Raw genomic sequence first — 14,726 nt, forward strand, 5'->3', positions numbered from 1 at the left:
GCGCCACGGCACTGCCGGCGACACTTCGCCGGTAGAGTTCGAACGACGCCATTCCCACCGGCTCACGGGTGTCTAGGAAACCCGGGGCGATTCAACTTGAGTCTGTAAATCAAATCGGAAATCATCAGACGCTGATTTGCGCCGGCTGGCACTACGCAGCAATCACCAACGAGCTCCGGTGTATTCGCACGTGTAATCAGCAAGTCGCCTGGCCGAACACAAAGGGACTCATCAGGCAACGTTTCCTCCAAGAGCGCCTTGTTCTCTCGCTCGACAAATCGTCCACCCCTAATTGCGCTGATCTTGAGCACTCCCCAAGCATTTGGCTCGCAGGGCTCAGCCGCGGCGTTCGGGCTCCACCCCTGTTCAAGTCGCACAAGGACTCGCCGAAGCGGTTGAACCTTCCAATGCGCCGGCACCTCCCCCAACCACGGCACGCCGGAATCCTTCATCGGGGTATCCGGGTTCAGGCCGCGGGTGACGGCGTGGGAGATGGTGGCCTGGCGCTTTTCGGCCAGCAGTGCGATGAGCTTCTCCTGCTCGGCAATCAGCGCATCGATCTTGGCGGTTTCGTGGTCGAGGAAGGACAGGATTGCCTCTTGTTCGTCCAACGATGGCATGCCAACACGGATGCCTTTCAACGTGTCCCAATTGATCGCTGCGCGGTGCTCCAAGATGCCATTGCCGAAGGACTGCGCGTAGGTCTGAAACGCACGGTTCTCAAAAACACGCAAAGCAAACCGGGCTTTGACACATTCAAGCCGCGGGCGAAGCACGATGTAAACAGGGCTGCACACGCCATCGAACGCCGACAGACCAAATGAGCCAATTCCGTAGTTCATGCTGTTGATAACCAAATCACCTTTGGCGACCAACTTGCACTTACTAAGGTCCTCGGGCTTCTTATTCCCAACGTCGCCTTTCTCTTCGTAGGGAATGACGCCGACGTTTGCCATCAAAGAGAGATAGCTTTGATTCGCAGCCCCCTCGTTCTTATCGGCTCGCTCCTCTACGAAGTAGCGGCAGGGCTGAACTTCCCAGTGGGCGGGGACTGGACCCAAACAGCTGCTGCCAATCGCTTTGTAGCTCGGATACCTCGGCAAGCTCATTCCGCCAACTCCCCCAGCATCGCCACGATGCGGGCTGACACCGTCTTCAGCTCCTCATCGATCGCATGCAAGCTGCGCGGTGGTTCGAAGACGTAGAAGTGCCGGTTGAACGGAATCTCGTAGCCGACCTTGCTCTTCTCCTCATCAATCCAGGCATCCGGCGCATGAGGCAGCACCTCGCGCTCGAAGTAGGCGCGGATGTCCTGGCCCAGCGGCACGTTCTCGGTGTCACGCAGGCTGCTGTCAGCCTGGGGCTTGCCCTTGAGCTTGCCCTTGAGGCCCAGCACGACCTGGCCCTGCTCATCACGCAGCGGGCGCTCCACGGTGATGGTCGTGTAGCCGAAATCCTCGTTGCGGAAGATGCGGCTGATCGGCACGCGCTTCAGGCGCCCGCCGGCCGGTGCTGCGGGCGGGTTGTCGGTGCCCGTCACCAGCACGGGCTCGCCCTGCGACTGCCCATCTGCATCGAGCACGGTGATGAACTCAGCCTCGGTGAAGCTGCCAAACAGCCGGGTGACGGTGGCGATGTGCTCGTCGCTCATCTCCTTGCGCTTTGACCCGAGGCTCTTGCGCATCTTCTGCCAGAAGCTGCTGGCGTCGATCAGCTGCACATAGCCTTTGCGGTCAGCCGGCTTGCGGTTGGAGAGGATCCAGACGTAGGTGGCGATGCCGGTGTTGTAGAACATGTCGGTGGGCAGGCCGATGATGGCCTCCACCAGGTCGTTCTCCAGCACGTAGCGGCGGATCTCGCTCTCGCCGCTGCCCGCGCCGCCGGTGAACAGCGGGGAGCCGTTCAGCACGATGCCGAAGCGGCTGCCGCCATCCTTGGCCGGGCGCATCTTGCTGACCAGGTGCAGCAGGAAGAGCATGGAGCCGTCGCTGACCCGCGGCAGGCCAGGGCCGAAGCGGCCGTCGAAACCCTTCTTCTCGTGCTCGTCGCGCACGGCCTTCTCGACCTTCTTCCATTCCACGCCGAAAGGCGGGTTGGAGAGCATGTAGTCGAACTTGCGGCCGGCATGTCCATCGTCGCTAAGCGTGTTGCCGGCCACGATGTTTTCCACCGCCTGGCCCTTGACCAGCATGTCGGCCTTGCAGATGGCGTAGGACTCGTCGTTGAGTTCCTGACCGTACATGGTGAGCCGCGCCTGCGGGTTGTGCGCGTGCAGGTGCTCGGCTGCGATGGAGAGCATGCCGCCGGTGCCGGCCGTGGGGTCGTAGATGGTGCGCACCACGGCGTTGCCGGGGGTCAGCACCTCGTCGTCCTCGATGAACAGCAGGTTCACCATCAGGCGGATCACTTCGCGCGGGGTGAAGTGTTCACCGGCCGTCTCGTTGGAGATCTCGGCGAACTTGCGGATCAGCTCTTCGAACACCAGGCCCATGCTGGCGTTGTCCACCGTCTCAGGGTGCAGGTCGATGTTGGCGAACTTCTCGGTGACGAGGTAGAGCAGCCCGCCCTTGGCCAGGCGCTCCACCTGCGTGAAGAAGTCGAAGCGCTCGAAGATGTCGCGCGCGGCCGCCGAGAAGCCCTGGATGTAGGCGTAGAGGTTCTCGCGGATGTGGTCCTGGTCGCCCAGCAGCTTGGGCAGGTCCAGCGGGCTGGTGTTGTAGATGCCGATGTTGCCGGCCTTGCGTAGCAGGAAGGGCTCGGGGTTCAGGCCCGCCTTGGTCTTTGCGTCCAGCTCGGCCAGCACGGCCGGCTTGGTGGCTTCCAGCACGCAATCCAGGCGGCGCAGGATGGTGAAGGGCAGGATGACCTTGCCGTATTCGCTTTGCTTGTAGTCGCCGCGCAGCAGGTCGGCGACCGACCAGATGAAGGACGACAGGGCTTGGTGATTCATTTGACTCCCAGGGGCGAGACAGCGGCCCCGCATTGATCCGGCCGCATTGTCTGCGCTGCCCGGGCAAGGCGTCAGCAGGGCTTGCCTTGATGCGGGCCCGCGCCGGCCTAACGCCCTGCGTGAGCCGTGACTTGCGCATGCGGCGTAGCACCGATGCAACAGCGCTTCGGGACTCGGGGCACAAAGGGGCATCCAGGGGCATGCATGAAAAAGAGTCGCCCCGATTAGCCTGACGAGAAGCAAAACCGCACTTCGGCATGTTCTAGAAATACGCCCGTGCGTTCATGTGGACGCAAACATGCCACCAACAAATGAAAGGAACGGCGCGGCAGACGCGCGCGCCGAAGCGAAGTCAACGAACGAAAGACACCCTGTAATGACCAACACCCTCCCGACTGTCCTGCGTCCCGCCCAAGCTGCGATGTACCTCTCGATCTCGCGCTCGTACCTGTACCTGCTGGTCGAGCGCAAGGAACTCACCTTGATCCGCCTTGGCGGCCGGGCGAGCGGCATCATGCGTGCCGAACTGGATGCTTGGCTGGCCAAGCAGTGCGAGCGCGCGAAGGCTGCCTGATTCGAGACAGCGCCATGACGAAGAACACTGCGAAAGGACCCGGCTCCTTCTGCGTGCCGCGCACGGCCATTGAGGCACTGCTCGATGCCAGGGCGACCGCCCTTGAGATCTGCGCGTACCTGGCGCTCGCCCGGTACACCGACGACAGCGGCTGCTACTCGTCGGCCAGCGTTAGCGCCATCTACAAGGCCACGGGCGCGAGCAAGGTCAAGGGCGGCACGATTGAGCGGGCGATCGCCCGACTGAAATCGATCCAGGCCCGCGATGTCGGCTTCTGTTTCAGCAGCGATCCCAACGCCTCGCCCGCCAGGGCCTCTTCCGGTCGCGACCTCGGCCCCATCCTGTTCGATCGTGAGGGCTGGCAGAAAAGCACTGGCGAACTGCTCCCGGATGGCCCGAACAGCAAAGCGCAGATCCGGCATGTACTGCCCGAGCTCGATGAGCTTATTGGGAGCCGCGTATGGTTTGGCAACAACCTAGTTACTGGCGTAGGCGAGCTCCCTCAGCCGCTGCGGGCGCTCAAAAATGCTGGTGATGCAGCTGCCCGGCTGCTGATCGCCCTCTATGCGGCCAATGACATGGAGGCCTGGGGTGGCGTACCCCCCGACAGGGGACACCCTTGGCGGCACTTTGCGCCAGTCGCGGAGGATGTCTGCCTGCCCGGCGGCGCCAGGCTAGTCCGGGCCAAAGATGCCGGTGTTGCCGCACGTATCGATAAGAGGATTAGTGAGAGCGCAGAGGAGTACTGGAGCGCCGTACATGCCTTGGAAGCGGCCGGCTTCATTTACCCGGTGACCATGGTGCTCAACCGAAATGCCGTCCAACGGGCGTTCAGTTCCGGCGAGCGCTTCTGCGGCGTCAGCGACGACGCTGAGCCCTTGTACGAGCTGGATGCCCGGTCGGCGCATGGCTACAAGCCCCGCGGCGAGGAAGGCCTCGCTGGAGCCACTGCCCAGACCGCGGGCGAGTTGGGCTACTCCGTCGCCGATCTCAAAGGGAACTTCAACGGCACGTACGCCGCGTTCTTGCCGAAAGGATTCCAAGGCATGGTCGCTGGCATCTACCGGTTGCGATTCCGTGTTGCGAACGCCCGCAATGTCGGCGTGCAGGGCACCTGGGCTCGCATCCATCAGAGCAACCGTGAAGCATTCGCCGCACTGAACACGATCCGTAGGCAGAACGATCTCGAACCGCTCGCATCGCCCTGGCAAACCGCCAACGCCGTCAGCGCTGTGGACCAGTCCCAGTCTGGCAGCGGCCGTACCCTTCAATGTGTTCAATGACCCTCAATCCACTCAACAGGCTCAATCACTTCAATCGAATACCCCCGGTAAGTTCTAGATAGACGAATACACGTCTTTCCACGACAGTCCCTTGCCATCGGCAAGGGCTGTCAGCAAACATTCCGAGGTACCCCAGATTCAGTTGGAACTGCGCCCTCACATGAGCATTGACGGCCCCGTTGCACCTGGCACAGCCATAAAAGATGCCGGAGAGTACGTACTCGGCAATCATCCCAAGCGACTGGCACCGCACGACGAAGCGTCATGGCAAATCATCGAGGCCATACTCGAAGCGCGAGGCTCGGCTGAGTTCTTCGGCCTCGCTGTGGCCACTCGTGGCCATCAGCACGGGACCAAGGCAACCATAGGGCCGCCGAGCTTCGAGTCCTATTGCATCAAGCCAGGTTGGCCCAAACGCCGTTTGTCATGTGTTGCGCGCGATTGACTGCACCCAGTGATCTCACCGTACTCAACCGGGCTTAGCTGTCCACATGCCGCCTGTTGAGCAAGTACCCCAGCTCGTTCGCCGCCTCTACGAACTCGTAGCGGAGTTCGAAGCGCTCTTTCCTGGTCGCAAGTTCACGCCTGACGGACACCTCGTGGGAAGCATTGGTGAAGTGCTTGCCGCTCACCGATACGGGCTCAGCCTGCACCCCGCTTCGAGCGAGGGGCACGATGCCACAAGCCCGGATGGCAGACTGGTTCAAATCAAAGCAACTCAAGGCTCGTCAGTTGCGCTGCGCTCCGAGCCGCAACATCTCGTTGTGCTCCAACTTGGACGCGACGGACACGCCACCGAGGTTTTTAATGGTCCCGGAGCGCTAGCCTGGCTGCACTGCGGCGCCAAGCAAAAGAATGGGCAACGACCCGTTTCACTCAGCAAGCTACGGAAGTTGATGTCGCAGGTTCCCGAGCAGGAAACGCTGCCTCGCGTGAACTGACTCTCGTCCACTGCGCCTGTGCAGAGGTGACACGTCAGTACGCATGGCCGCGCGCCGCGCGAGCCGTCGATGTGACATGTCACGCTCGGAACAACCCGAAATGAAGGCTGCAACAAACGGGCACCGAACGGGCACCAGAACACCGATTTATCGCTATCGCAGGCCAGAAAGGAAAAAGGACCTAGAGGCCGAAGCTTCTAAGTCCTTGATTTCTCTTCTTGTTTTTGGTCGGGGTGGCGGGATTCGAACTCGCGACCCCTTGCACCCCATGCAAGTGCGCTACCAGGCTGCGCTACACCCCGACGAAGCCTTGCATTATAGAGATGTTGCAGCCCTTCAGGCAAGCAAAGACTCGCGGATCGCGAGCAATTCCTTGCGCACCTGCTCGATGGACAGCACACCGCCTGCGCCGATCTCGATACCGGGCTCGCTGCCATTCACTGCAGCGGATCCCGACATCGCGGCTGCGGATGGGTGCAAGTCGTCGATCTCGTCGACGTCAACGTCGTGCAGCGCAATGATTTCGCCAACATCGCCACGGCCGCTGCCCGGATCGCAAAGCTGGTTGCGCGCGCCAGAGATGGTGAAGCCTTGGTCGTAGAGCAGGTCGCGGATGCGGCGGATCAGCAGCACCTCGTGGTGCTGGTAGTAGCGCCGGTTGCCGCGCCGCTTCATCGGCTTGAGCTGGGTGAACTCCTGTTCCCAGTAGCGCAGCACATAGGGCTTCACGCCGCAAAGCTCGCTGACTTCACCGATGGTGAAGTAGCGTTTCGCGGGAATCGCGGGAAGCGCTTTGTCCATTGAAATCAAGGGCTTCAGGTAGGGAGGTCAGACTCTACTCGAAGTCTTCTTCGGCAGGTGTATCGCCTTGCACCTGGCCCTTGAGTTTGTGGCTGGCGTGGAAGGTCACCACGTTGCGCGCCTTGATCGGAATCGACTCGCCGGTACGCGGGTTGCGCCCCGGACGCGGCGCCTTGCGACGGATGTTGAAGTTGCCGAAGCCCGAGAGCTTCACGTCGCGGCCGCTGACCAAGCTCTCATGGATGATGTCGAAGAAGGCCTCGACCATGTCCTTGGACTCGCGCTTGTTCAGGCCGAGCTTGTCGAACAGCAACTCGGCCAGCTCGGCCTTGGTCAGCGTGGGCGTCTCCAGCGTCGGCAGCAGCACGCGTGTGCCGCCCGGCCTGGTGTTCTCGTCGTTGCTCATCGCTTATCGCTCCTCCTCGACCGCTCAGCCGCGCAGACGCGCGCCCAGATCGGCCGACAGCCTCGCCACCACGCCCGCGACCGCTTGTTCGATGCGTTCGTCGGTCAGCGTGTTCTCCTCATCCAGCAGTTCCAGCCGCACCGCCAGGCTGCGCTCGCCGGCCTTCAGCTCGGCAGTCGGCTGCGCGGGCTTGAAGACGTCGAACAAGCGGGCCGAGCGGATCAAGCCCTCGTGCGCCGTGGCGATGCTGTTCATCAGCGCCTCGTGCGTGACCTGCTCGCCGACGATCACGGCGATGTCGCGCAGCACGGCCTGCTGGCGCGACACGCCCTGCCCCTTGGGCAGCGTGCGCGCGAGCGCGGCGTCCAGCTCGAGCTCGAACACGATGGGCGCCGTGGGCAGCTCATAGCCCTGACGCCACTTCGGATGCAGCTCGCCGATCACACCGATGGGCTGGTCATCAAGCTCGATGCGCGCGCTGCGTCCCGGATGCAGGGCCGGATGCTCGGCGGGCACGAAGCGCAGCTGACGCGGCGCGAACAGCGCCTCGACGTCGCCCTTGACATCGAAGAAGTCAACCTGGCGCTCCTTGGCGCCCCACTGCTGCTGGTCCGCCGGGCCCCAAGCCAGGCCGGCCACGCGCATCGGCTGCGCCACGCCGGCGATGCTGGTGTCGCTCTCCTGCACCGAAGCATCGCGCAGGAAGACGCGGCCGATCTCGAACACGCGCACGCGCGGTGCCTTGCGCGTCAGGTTGTAGCGCAGCACGTTCACCAGGCTGCCCAGCAGGCTGCTGCGCATCACCGCCAGCGGCGCGGCGATCGGGTTCAGCAGCTGGATCGGCTTGTCGTTGCCGGCCAGCTCGCGCTCCCAGCGTTCTTCCACGAAGCTGAAGTTGATGGTCTCGTAGTAGTCGCGTGCGGCCAGCGCATGGCGCAGCGCATGCACCGCGCGGCGCGACTCCGAGCGCACCTTGCCCACCACCGGCGCCAGCGGCGGCGTGGCCGGCAGCTTGGGATAGCCCAGCACGCGGATGACTTCCTCGATCAGGTCTTCCTCGATCTGGATGTCGAAGCGCCAGCTCGGCGGCGTCACGGTGATCACGCCCGGCGCCTCGCTGAACTCCAGACCCAGGCGCTTGAACACGGCGGCGCAATCGGCCTGCGTGACGGGCATGCCGATCACCTTGGCCGCACGCTCGACGCGCAGCTGCACCGGCTTGCGCTCGGGCAGCGCCACGGTCTGGTCGTCCATCGGGCCAGCCTCACCGCCGCAGATGTCCAGGATCAGCTGGGTGATGCGCTCGATGTGCTCGACAGTCTGCGCCGGATCGACGCCGCGCTCGAAGCGGTGGCCGGCGTCGGTCGAGAAGTTGTAGCGGCGCGAACGGCCTGCCACGGCCTTGGGCCACCAGAAGGCGGCCTCGACATAGACGTTCTTGGTGTCGTCGGACACCGCAGTGGCGTCGCCACCCATGATGCCGGCCAGCGACTCGACTTGCTGGCGGTCGGCGATCACGCCGACCTGCTCGTCGACCTCGATGGTGTTTCCGTTGAGCAGCTTGAGCTGCTCGCCCTTGCTGCCCCAGCGCACCACCAGCTCGTCGTGGATCTTGTCCAGGTCGAAGATATGGCTCGGACGGCCGAACTCGAACATCACGTAGTTCGAGATGTCCACCAGCGGCGAGACCGAGCGCTGGCCGCAGCGCGCCAGACGCTCAACCATCCAGTCAGGCGTCTTGGCTTTCGTGTTGACGCCACGGACGATGCGGCCCGAGAAGCGGCCGCACAGGTCCGGCGCCTCGATGCGCACCGGAAGCTTGTCCTGGTGCTTCACCGACGCAGCCGGGAAGCTGGGCACTTGCAGCGGCGCGCCGGTCAGCGCGGACACTTCGCGCGCGATGCCGTAGATGCTCAGGCAATGCGCCAGGTTGGGGGTGAGCTTGAGCGTGAACAGCGTGTCGTCCAGCTTCAGGTGTTCGCGGATGTTCTGGCCGATGGGCGCATCGGCGGCCAGCTCGAGCAGGCCGCCATGGTCCTCGCTGAGCTTGAGCTCGCGCGCCGAGCACAGCATGCCGAAACTCTCCACGCCGCGCAGCTTGCCGACGCCGATCTTGAAGGGCTTGCCGTCCTCGCCGGGCGGCAGCTCGGCGCCGACGGTGGCCAGCGGCACGCGGATGCCGGCACGCGCATTGGGCGCACCGCAGACGATCTGCAGCGGCTCGGCGCCACCGGCGTTGACCTTGCAGACGCGCAGCTTGTCGGCATTGGGATGCTGCACGGCTTCGAGGATCTCGGCGACCACGATGCCGCTGAAGGGCGGCGCCACCGGGCGCAGCTCTTCGACTTCCAGGCCGGACATGGTCAGCAGCTCGGCCAGCTCTTGGGTGTTCAGCGACGGGTTGCAGAAGCTCCGCAGCCAGGACTCAGGGAATTGCATATCTTTCGCTCTCTTTGGCGTCGACGCGTCGTTTTTTCGGGCAGGCTCAGCGGAACTGGCTCAGGAAGCGCAGGTCGCCGTCGAAGAACAGGCGCAGGTCGTTGACGCCGTAGCGCAGCATGGCCAGGCGGTCGATGCCCGAGCCGAAGGCGAAGCCGATGTAGCGCTCCGGGTCCAGGCCCATATTGCGGATCACCTGCGGGTGCACCTGGCCCGAACCGGAGACCTCGAGCCAGCGGCCTTTCAGCGGGCCGGAGCCGAACATCATGTCGATCTCGGCGCTGGGCTCGGTGAAGGGGAAGTAGCTAGGACGGAAGCGGATCTCCATATCAGTCGTCTCGAAGAACTGCTGCATGAAGTTCACGTAGACGGACTTGAGGTCCTTGAACGAGATGTTCTCGCCCACCCACAGGCCTTCGACCTGGTGGAACATCGGCGAATGCGTGGCATCGCTGTCCACGCGGTAGGTGCGGCCCGGCGCGATGACGCGGATCTCGGGCATGGCCTGGCCGGCATCGATCAGGTGCTGGTGCTTCTTCACATGCTGCACCGCGTAGCGGATCTGCATCGGGCTGGTGTGCGTGCGCAGCACATGGCCACCCTCGACATAGAAGGTGTCGTGCATCGAGCGAGCCGGATGGTCGGCCGGCGTGTTCAGCGCGGTGAAGTTGAACCAGTCGTTCTCGATCTCCGGGCCGTCGGCGACGTCGAAGCCCATCGAGCCGAAGATGGCCTCGATGCGCTCCATCGCACGGGTGATCGGGTGCAGGCCGCCAGTACCGCGCTGGCGGCCGGGCAGCGTGACGTCCAGCGCCTCCGCCTTGAGCTGCTTCTCGAGCTCGGCATCGGCCAGGGCCTGGCGGCGTGCGCTCAGCGCAGCCTCGATGCCCTGCTTCAGTTGGTTGATCTGCGCACCACGGGTCTTCTTCTCCTCGACGGACAGGGCACCCAGGCCCTTCATCAGCTCGGTCACCTGGCCGCTCTTGCCCAGGAAGCGGGCCTTGGCGTTCTCCAGGTCGGCGGGAGTGGCGGCGGCAGCGAAGTCGCTGACGGCGCTCTGTAGCAATTGGTCGAGGTCGTTCATCGCGGGGCGATCGAAATCGGGGGCGAAAAAATGAGAAAAGGCCGAACACCGGAGTGTCGGCCTTTAAAGGCGCGCCTCAGCCGAAGCCGAGGCAGCTGCAGCGCCCCGAAGGGCGCAGGCAGCAATTAAGCGAGAGCGGCCTTCACCTTGGCGAAGATGCTGGCAAAACCAGCCGGATCGTTGACGGCGAGATCGGCCAGGACCTTGCGGTCGATGTCGATCTGGGCCTTCTTCAGGCCAGCCACGAACTTGCTGTAGCTCAGACCCAGGCCACGGCTTGCCGCATTGATACGGGCAATCCACAGCTGGCGGAACACGCGCTTCTTGGCACGACGGTCACGGTAGGCGTACTGGCCCGCCTTCATCACCGCCTGCTTGGCGATGCGGAAGACGTTCTTGCGACGACCACGGAAGCCCTTGGCCAGGGCCAGGACCTTCTTGTGACGAGCACGTGCGGTTACACCACGTTTGACGCGAGGCATGTTGTATCTCCTTCAGTTCGCGGAATTACAGACCAGCAAAGGGCAGCATCTGAGCGATGTGACCCATGTTGGTTTCATGCACGTTCGCAGCACCACGCAGCTGGCGCTTGTTCTTCGTGGTCTTCTTGGTCAGGATGTGGCGCTTGAACGCCTGACCGCGCTTGACGGTACCACCCGGACGCACGCGGAAGCGCTTCTTCGCGCTGCTCTTGGTCTTCATTTTGGGCATTTGATGCTCCTTCTAAATGCGTCCCTCCAGGCGGTTGCGATGCCATCGCAACACTTGCCAGCCTCGAGGAGACTAATAAGCCCGCCGACGACCAGATCGGCGGGCCAGAACCAAATCAGCCAGGGCTCAGCGCTTCTTCGGCGCCAGCACCATGATCATCTGCCGGCCTTCCAGCTTGGGCATGTTCTCCACCACCGCCACGTCGGCCAGCTCGTCGCGAATCCGCTCCAGCAGGCGCATGCCGATATCCTGGTGCGTGATCTCGCGACCCCGGAAGCGCAGCGTTACCTTGCCTTTGTCGCCATCCTCAGCAATGAAGCGGCGCAGATTGCGCATCTTGATCTGGTAGTCGCCCTCGTCCGTACCAGGGCGGAACTTGACTTCCTTGATCTCGATGACCTTCTGCTTGGCCTTGGCCTCGGCTGCGCGCTTCTGCTCCTGGTATTTGAACTTGCCGTAGTCCATCAACCGGCACACGGGCGGGCTGGCGGTGGCGGCAATCTCGACCAGATCCACATCCAGATCGCCGGCCATGCGCAGCGCTTCCTGGATGCTCACGATGCCGATGGGCTCGTTCTCCGGCCCGTTCAGGCGAACTTCGGGAGCAGTGATTTCACGGTTCAGCCGATGCTTGCGCTCGGGAATCGCACGACGGTCAGCAAAAGTAGCGATGGTGCATACCTTTCAATGGACCCCAAGGCGAGAGGCCCGAACACAAGCAAAAGCGCGCCCTGGTCAAACGATCAGACCTTGGCCGCGATATCGGCGGAGAGCTTCACAGCGAAGTCTTCCAGCGACATCACACCCAGGTCCTGGTTGCCTCGGGCGCGCACCGCAACGGCCCCGTTTGCCTTCTCCTTGTCGCCAACGACAAGGATGAACGGAACCTTCTGCAAAGAATGCTCGCGGATTTTATACGTGATTTTCTCATTCCGCAAATCTGCCGCCACCCTAACTCCTTGTTTTTGAAGCGTTTTCACGACTTCAGCCACATAGTCGGCCTGGGCGTCGGTGATATTGGCCACCACCACCTGAGTGGGCGCCAGCCACACCGGCAGTGCGCCGGCATGCTGCTCGATGAGGATGCCGATGAAGCGCTCCAGGCTGCCGACGATGGCGCGATGGAGCATCACCGGGCGATGGCGCGAGCCATCCTCGCCGACGAACTCGGCATCCAGGCGCTCCGGCAGGTTGGGGTCGACCTGGATCGTGCCGCACTGCCACTGGCGACCCAGCGCATCCTTCAGCGTGTACTCGATCTTGGGACCGTAGAACGCGCCCTCGCCCGGCAGGTACTCGAACTCGCAGCCCGAGGCCTTCAGGCCTTCGGCCAGCGCGGCTTCGGCCTTGTCCCAGCTCTCCTCGCTGCCGATACGCTTCTCCGGACGGGTGGACAGCTTGTAGAGGATCTCGGTGAAGCCGAAGTCCTTGTAGACCTTCTGCAGCAGCGTCGTGAAGGCCTGCACCTCGGCCTGGATCATGTCCTCGGTACAGAAGATGTGGCCGTCGTCCTGCGTGAAGCCGCGCACGCGCATGATGCCGTGCAGGCCGCCGGTGGGCTCGTTGCGATGGCACTGGCCGAACTCGCCGTAGCGCAACGGCAGGTCGCGGTAGCTCTTGATGCCCTGCTTGAAGATCAGGATGTGGCCGGGGCAGTTCATCGGCTTGAGCGCGTAGTCGCGCTTCTCCGACTCCGTCGTGAACATGTTCTCGCGGTATTTGTCCCAGTGGCCGGTCTTCTCCCACAGCGTCTTGTCGAGGATCTGCGGGCCTTTGACCTCCAGGTAGCCGTTGTCGCGATAGACGCGGCGCATGTACTGCTCCACCTCCTGCCAGACGATCCAGCCCTTGGGGTGCCAGAACACCACGCCGGGCGCGTGCTCGTCGATGTGGAAGAGGTCGAGCTCGCGGCCGAGCTTGCGGTGGTCGCGCTTTTCGGCCTCCTCCAGCATCGTCAGGTACTTCTGCAGGTCGTCCTTGCTGGCCCAGGCCGTGCCGTAGATGCGCTGCAGCTGCTCGTTGTTGTGGTCGCCGCGCCAGTAGGCGCCGGCCACCTTCATCAGCTTGAAGTGCTTGAGCTTGCCGGTGGACGGCACGTGCGGGCCGCGGCACAGGTCGGTGAACTTGCCTTCGGCATAGAGCGAGACATCCTCGCCCTGCGGGATGCTGGAGATGATCTCGGCCTTGTAGTCCTCGCCGATGCCCTTGAAGTAGGCCACCGCCTCGTCGCGCGGCAGCACCGAGCGCACGACCTTCTCGTCCTTCTTGGCCAGCTCGGTCATCTTGGACTCGATCGCGGCCAGATCTTCAGGCGTGAACGGGCGCTTGTAGCTGAAGTCGTAGTAGAAGCCGTGCTCGATCACCGGGCCGATGGTCACCTGGGCGTCGGGGAACAGCTCCTTCACCGCATAGGCCAGCAGGTGGGCCGTCGAATGGCGGATGATCTCCAGGCCGTCGGCATCCTTCTCGGTGACGATGGCCAGTTGCGCGTCCTTATCGATCAGGTGGCTGGTGTCGACCAGCTTGCCGTCCACGCGACCGGCCAACGCCGCCTTGGCCAGGCCGGCGCCGATCGACGCGGCCACTTCGGCCACGGTCACGGCCTGCGGGAACTCGCGCTTGGAACCGTCGGGCAGTTGGATAGCAATCATGTTCGGGATCTCCGGGAAACTGAAAAACAAAAAGCGCGGCCGGTGCCGCGCTTTCTTGTTGTCTTGGATGGGTGAGAAAAGACGTGACGAGCCGCGGCCGACTAAACCTCAGTGGGGGTGGTCGTAGTTCGCGGTGTCATAACCGTCGTGCCTTTCTCGCCCTTGTTCGTCTGTTGCTGGACAGGCCTACCCTGCAGCCGATGCAGCAATTCTAAGCGAAGCCCGTTGAGCCCTCACCAGCGGCGCAGCCGCCCGTTCTCGACCCGCACCCGGTCGCCAACGCGCAGACCGTCCAGATGCTCAGTCTCGAAGCGCATCTCGCCGCCATGCCCCTCCAGCCGCACCAGCACGCGGTAGATCGGTCGGCGGCCATCGCGATCGCCAGACTGGTAGCGCGGCGCATGCTCCCGGTCCTGCTGGCGCTCGATCTCGTTGCCGATCACCGCGCCGCCGACTGCGCCGATCACGGTCGCCGCAGCACGGCCATCGCCCTTGCCCATCTGGTTGCCGATCAGGCCGCCGATGAGGCCGCCGACCAGCGCGCCGCCGCCGCTGCTGCGACTGTCACCGCGTCGGCCATCGCCAACGATCTCGATGGCGCGCACATGGCCATACTGCACCTGGCTGTAGCCACCGCGCTCATAGCTGCCGCGCTCGTAGTCGCGATAAGCCGGATAGCTGCCGGCATAGCCACCGTGGCTGTAGCCAGAGTCATAGCTCTGGCGCTGCTGATGGGCACAGGCACCCAGCGTCAGGCTGACACCCAGCAAGGCCACCAGTCCAAGGCGGCGGAAAGCGGTAGAAGAGTGAGGCATGAAGTTCGGCTCCGCTGCCGCGATACATCCGGCAGTGAGCCAGTAACGCAGCAGCACCAGCCGGCGTTGTC

The 14,726-nt window shown here is 63.5% G+C and carries 15 protein-coding genes and 1 tRNA gene; 4 read left to right on the forward strand and 12 right to left on the reverse strand.

All coding sequences use genetic code 11. The features are described 5' to 3' along the window. Positions 1–62 precede the first annotated feature (62 nt). Together AC2EBS_RS12520 and AC2EBS_RS12525 are read right to left on the reverse strand one after the other, a co-directional pair. Positions 63–1,109: a restriction endonuclease subunit S gene (locus tag AC2EBS_RS12520; RefSeq protein WP_484728758.1), complete on the reverse strand. Its 1,047-nt coding sequence runs from the start codon at positions 1,107–1,109 to the stop codon at positions 63–65. Further along, positions 1,106–2,950, reverse strand: a complete 1,845-nt coding sequence (locus AC2EBS_RS12525) for a type I restriction-modification system subunit M (RefSeq protein WP_484728759.1) — start codon at positions 2,948–2,950, stop codon at positions 1,106–1,108. Before AC2EBS_RS12525 ends, AC2EBS_RS12520 begins: the two co-directional genes overlap by 4 nt. Before the next feature lie 376 nt (positions 2,951–3,326). Between AC2EBS_RS12525 and AC2EBS_RS12530 the strand changes: the two genes are divergently transcribed. From AC2EBS_RS12530 to AC2EBS_RS12545, 4 genes are all read left to right on the forward strand, one after another. Then, on the forward strand, positions 3,327–3,524 hold the full coding sequence (locus tag AC2EBS_RS12530) for a helix-turn-helix transcriptional regulator (protein ID WP_484728760.1): 198 nt from the start codon (positions 3,327–3,329) through the stop codon (positions 3,522–3,524). Between the two features lie 14 nt (positions 3,525–3,538). After that, positions 3,539–4,807, forward strand: a complete 1,269-nt coding sequence (locus tag AC2EBS_RS12535; protein WP_484728761.1) for a hypothetical protein — start codon at positions 3,539–3,541, stop codon at positions 4,805–4,807. A 160-nt stretch (positions 4,808–4,967) separates the two neighbouring features. Next, positions 4,968–5,252, forward strand: a complete 285-nt coding sequence (locus tag AC2EBS_RS12540; protein ID WP_484728762.1) for a hypothetical protein — start codon at positions 4,968–4,970, stop codon at positions 5,250–5,252. A gap of 46 nt (positions 5,253–5,298) precedes the next feature. Further along, complete coding sequence (locus AC2EBS_RS12545) at positions 5,299–5,748, forward strand: DUF6998 domain-containing protein (protein ID WP_484728763.1); 450 nt, start codon at positions 5,299–5,301, stop codon at positions 5,746–5,748. 225 nt (positions 5,749–5,973) lie between these two features. On the opposite strand, the gene AC2EBS_RS12550 is transcribed toward AC2EBS_RS12545, so the two are convergent. From AC2EBS_RS12550 to AC2EBS_RS12595, 10 genes are all read right to left on the reverse strand, one after another. Beyond that, positions 5,974–6,050 (reverse strand) — tRNA-Pro (locus tag AC2EBS_RS12550). A 34-nt stretch (positions 6,051–6,084) separates the two neighbouring features. Next, positions 6,085–6,549: a MerR family transcriptional regulator gene (locus AC2EBS_RS12555; protein ID WP_484728764.1), complete on the reverse strand. Its 465-nt coding sequence runs from the start codon at positions 6,547–6,549 to the stop codon at positions 6,085–6,087. A gap of 34 nt (positions 6,550–6,583) precedes the next feature. After that, complete coding sequence (locus AC2EBS_RS12560) at positions 6,584–6,955, reverse strand: integration host factor subunit alpha (RefSeq protein ID WP_484728765.1); 372 nt, start codon at positions 6,953–6,955, stop codon at positions 6,584–6,586. Positions 6,956–6,979: 24 nt separating this feature from the next. Continuing rightward, on the reverse strand, positions 6,980–9,394 hold the full coding sequence (pheT, locus tag AC2EBS_RS12565; protein ID WP_484728766.1) for a phenylalanine--tRNA ligase subunit beta: 2,415 nt from the start codon (positions 9,392–9,394) through the stop codon (positions 6,980–6,982). Positions 9,395–9,440: 46 nt separating this feature from the next. Next, positions 9,441–10,478 (reverse strand): phenylalanine--tRNA ligase subunit alpha, encoded by a 1,038-nt coding sequence (gene pheS / locus AC2EBS_RS12570; protein WP_484728767.1) that lies wholly within the window; start codon positions 10,476–10,478, stop codon positions 9,441–9,443. Positions 10,479–10,603: 125 nt separating this feature from the next. After that, on the reverse strand, positions 10,604–10,960 hold the full coding sequence (gene rplT, locus AC2EBS_RS12575; protein WP_058934277.1) for a 50S ribosomal protein L20: 357 nt from the start codon (positions 10,958–10,960) through the stop codon (positions 10,604–10,606). Positions 10,961–10,985: 25 nt separating this feature from the next. Next, positions 10,986–11,189 (reverse strand): 50S ribosomal protein L35, encoded by a 204-nt coding sequence (gene rpmI / locus AC2EBS_RS12580; protein WP_484728768.1) that lies wholly within the window; start codon positions 11,187–11,189, stop codon positions 10,986–10,988. 126 nt (positions 11,190–11,315) lie between these two features. Further along, on the reverse strand, positions 11,316–11,861 hold the full coding sequence (gene infC, locus AC2EBS_RS12585) for a translation initiation factor IF-3 (RefSeq protein ID WP_484729131.1): 546 nt from the start codon (positions 11,859–11,861) through the stop codon (positions 11,316–11,318). Between the two features lie 71 nt (positions 11,862–11,932). Then, entirely contained in the window at positions 11,933–13,840 is a 1,908-nt protein-coding gene (thrS, locus tag AC2EBS_RS12590; protein WP_484728769.1) for a threonine--tRNA ligase, read from the reverse strand. A gap of 233 nt (positions 13,841–14,073) precedes the next feature. Beyond that, positions 14,074–14,655 (reverse strand): glycine zipper 2TM domain-containing protein, encoded by a 582-nt coding sequence (locus AC2EBS_RS12595; RefSeq protein ID WP_484728770.1) that lies wholly within the window; start codon positions 14,653–14,655, stop codon positions 14,074–14,076. Positions 14,656–14,726 lie beyond the last annotated feature (71 nt).

This window comes from Roseateles sp. T103, assembly GCF_057219915.1.

Excerpts from the sequence above, each read along its gene's own strand:
- AC2EBS_RS12520 (WP_484728758.1), bottom strand. The coding sequence starts at position 1,109 with ATGAGCTTGCCGAGGTATCCGAGCTACAAAGCGATTGGCAGCAGCTGT.
- AC2EBS_RS12525 (WP_484728759.1), bottom strand. The coding sequence starts at position 2,950 with ATGAATCACCAAGCCCTGTCGTCCTTCATCTGGTCGGTCGCCGACCTG.
- AC2EBS_RS12530 (WP_484728760.1), top strand. The coding sequence starts at position 3,327 with ATGACCAACACCCTCCCGACTGTCCTGCGTCCCGCCCAAGCTGCGATG.
- AC2EBS_RS12535 (WP_484728761.1), top strand. The coding sequence starts at position 3,539 with ATGACGAAGAACACTGCGAAAGGACCCGGCTCCTTCTGCGTGCCGCGC.
- AC2EBS_RS12540 (WP_484728762.1), top strand. The coding sequence starts at position 4,968 with ATGAGCATTGACGGCCCCGTTGCACCTGGCACAGCCATAAAAGATGCC.
- AC2EBS_RS12545 (WP_484728763.1), top strand. The coding sequence starts at position 5,299 with ATGCCGCCTGTTGAGCAAGTACCCCAGCTCGTTCGCCGCCTCTACGAA.
- AC2EBS_RS12555 (WP_484728764.1), bottom strand. The coding sequence starts at position 6,549 with ATGGACAAAGCGCTTCCCGCGATTCCCGCGAAACGCTACTTCACCATC.
- AC2EBS_RS12560 (WP_484728765.1), bottom strand. The coding sequence starts at position 6,955 with ATGAGCAACGACGAGAACACCAGGCCGGGCGGCACACGCGTGCTGCTG.
- pheT (WP_484728766.1), bottom strand. The coding sequence starts at position 9,394 with ATGCAATTCCCTGAGTCCTGGCTGCGGAGCTTCTGCAACCCGTCGCTG.
- pheS (WP_484728767.1), bottom strand. The coding sequence starts at position 10,478 with ATGAACGACCTCGACCAATTGCTACAGAGCGCCGTCAGCGACTTCGCT.
- rplT (WP_058934277.1), bottom strand. The coding sequence starts at position 10,960 with ATGCCTCGCGTCAAACGTGGTGTAACCGCACGTGCTCGTCACAAGAAG.
- rpmI (WP_484728768.1), bottom strand. The coding sequence starts at position 11,189 with ATGCCCAAAATGAAGACCAAGAGCAGCGCGAAGAAGCGCTTCCGCGTG.
- thrS (WP_484728769.1), bottom strand. The coding sequence starts at position 13,840 with ATGATTGCTATCCAACTGCCCGACGGTTCCAAGCGCGAGTTCCCGCAG.
- AC2EBS_RS12595 (WP_484728770.1), bottom strand. The coding sequence starts at position 14,655 with ATGCCTCACTCTTCTACCGCTTTCCGCCGCCTTGGACTGGTGGCCTTG.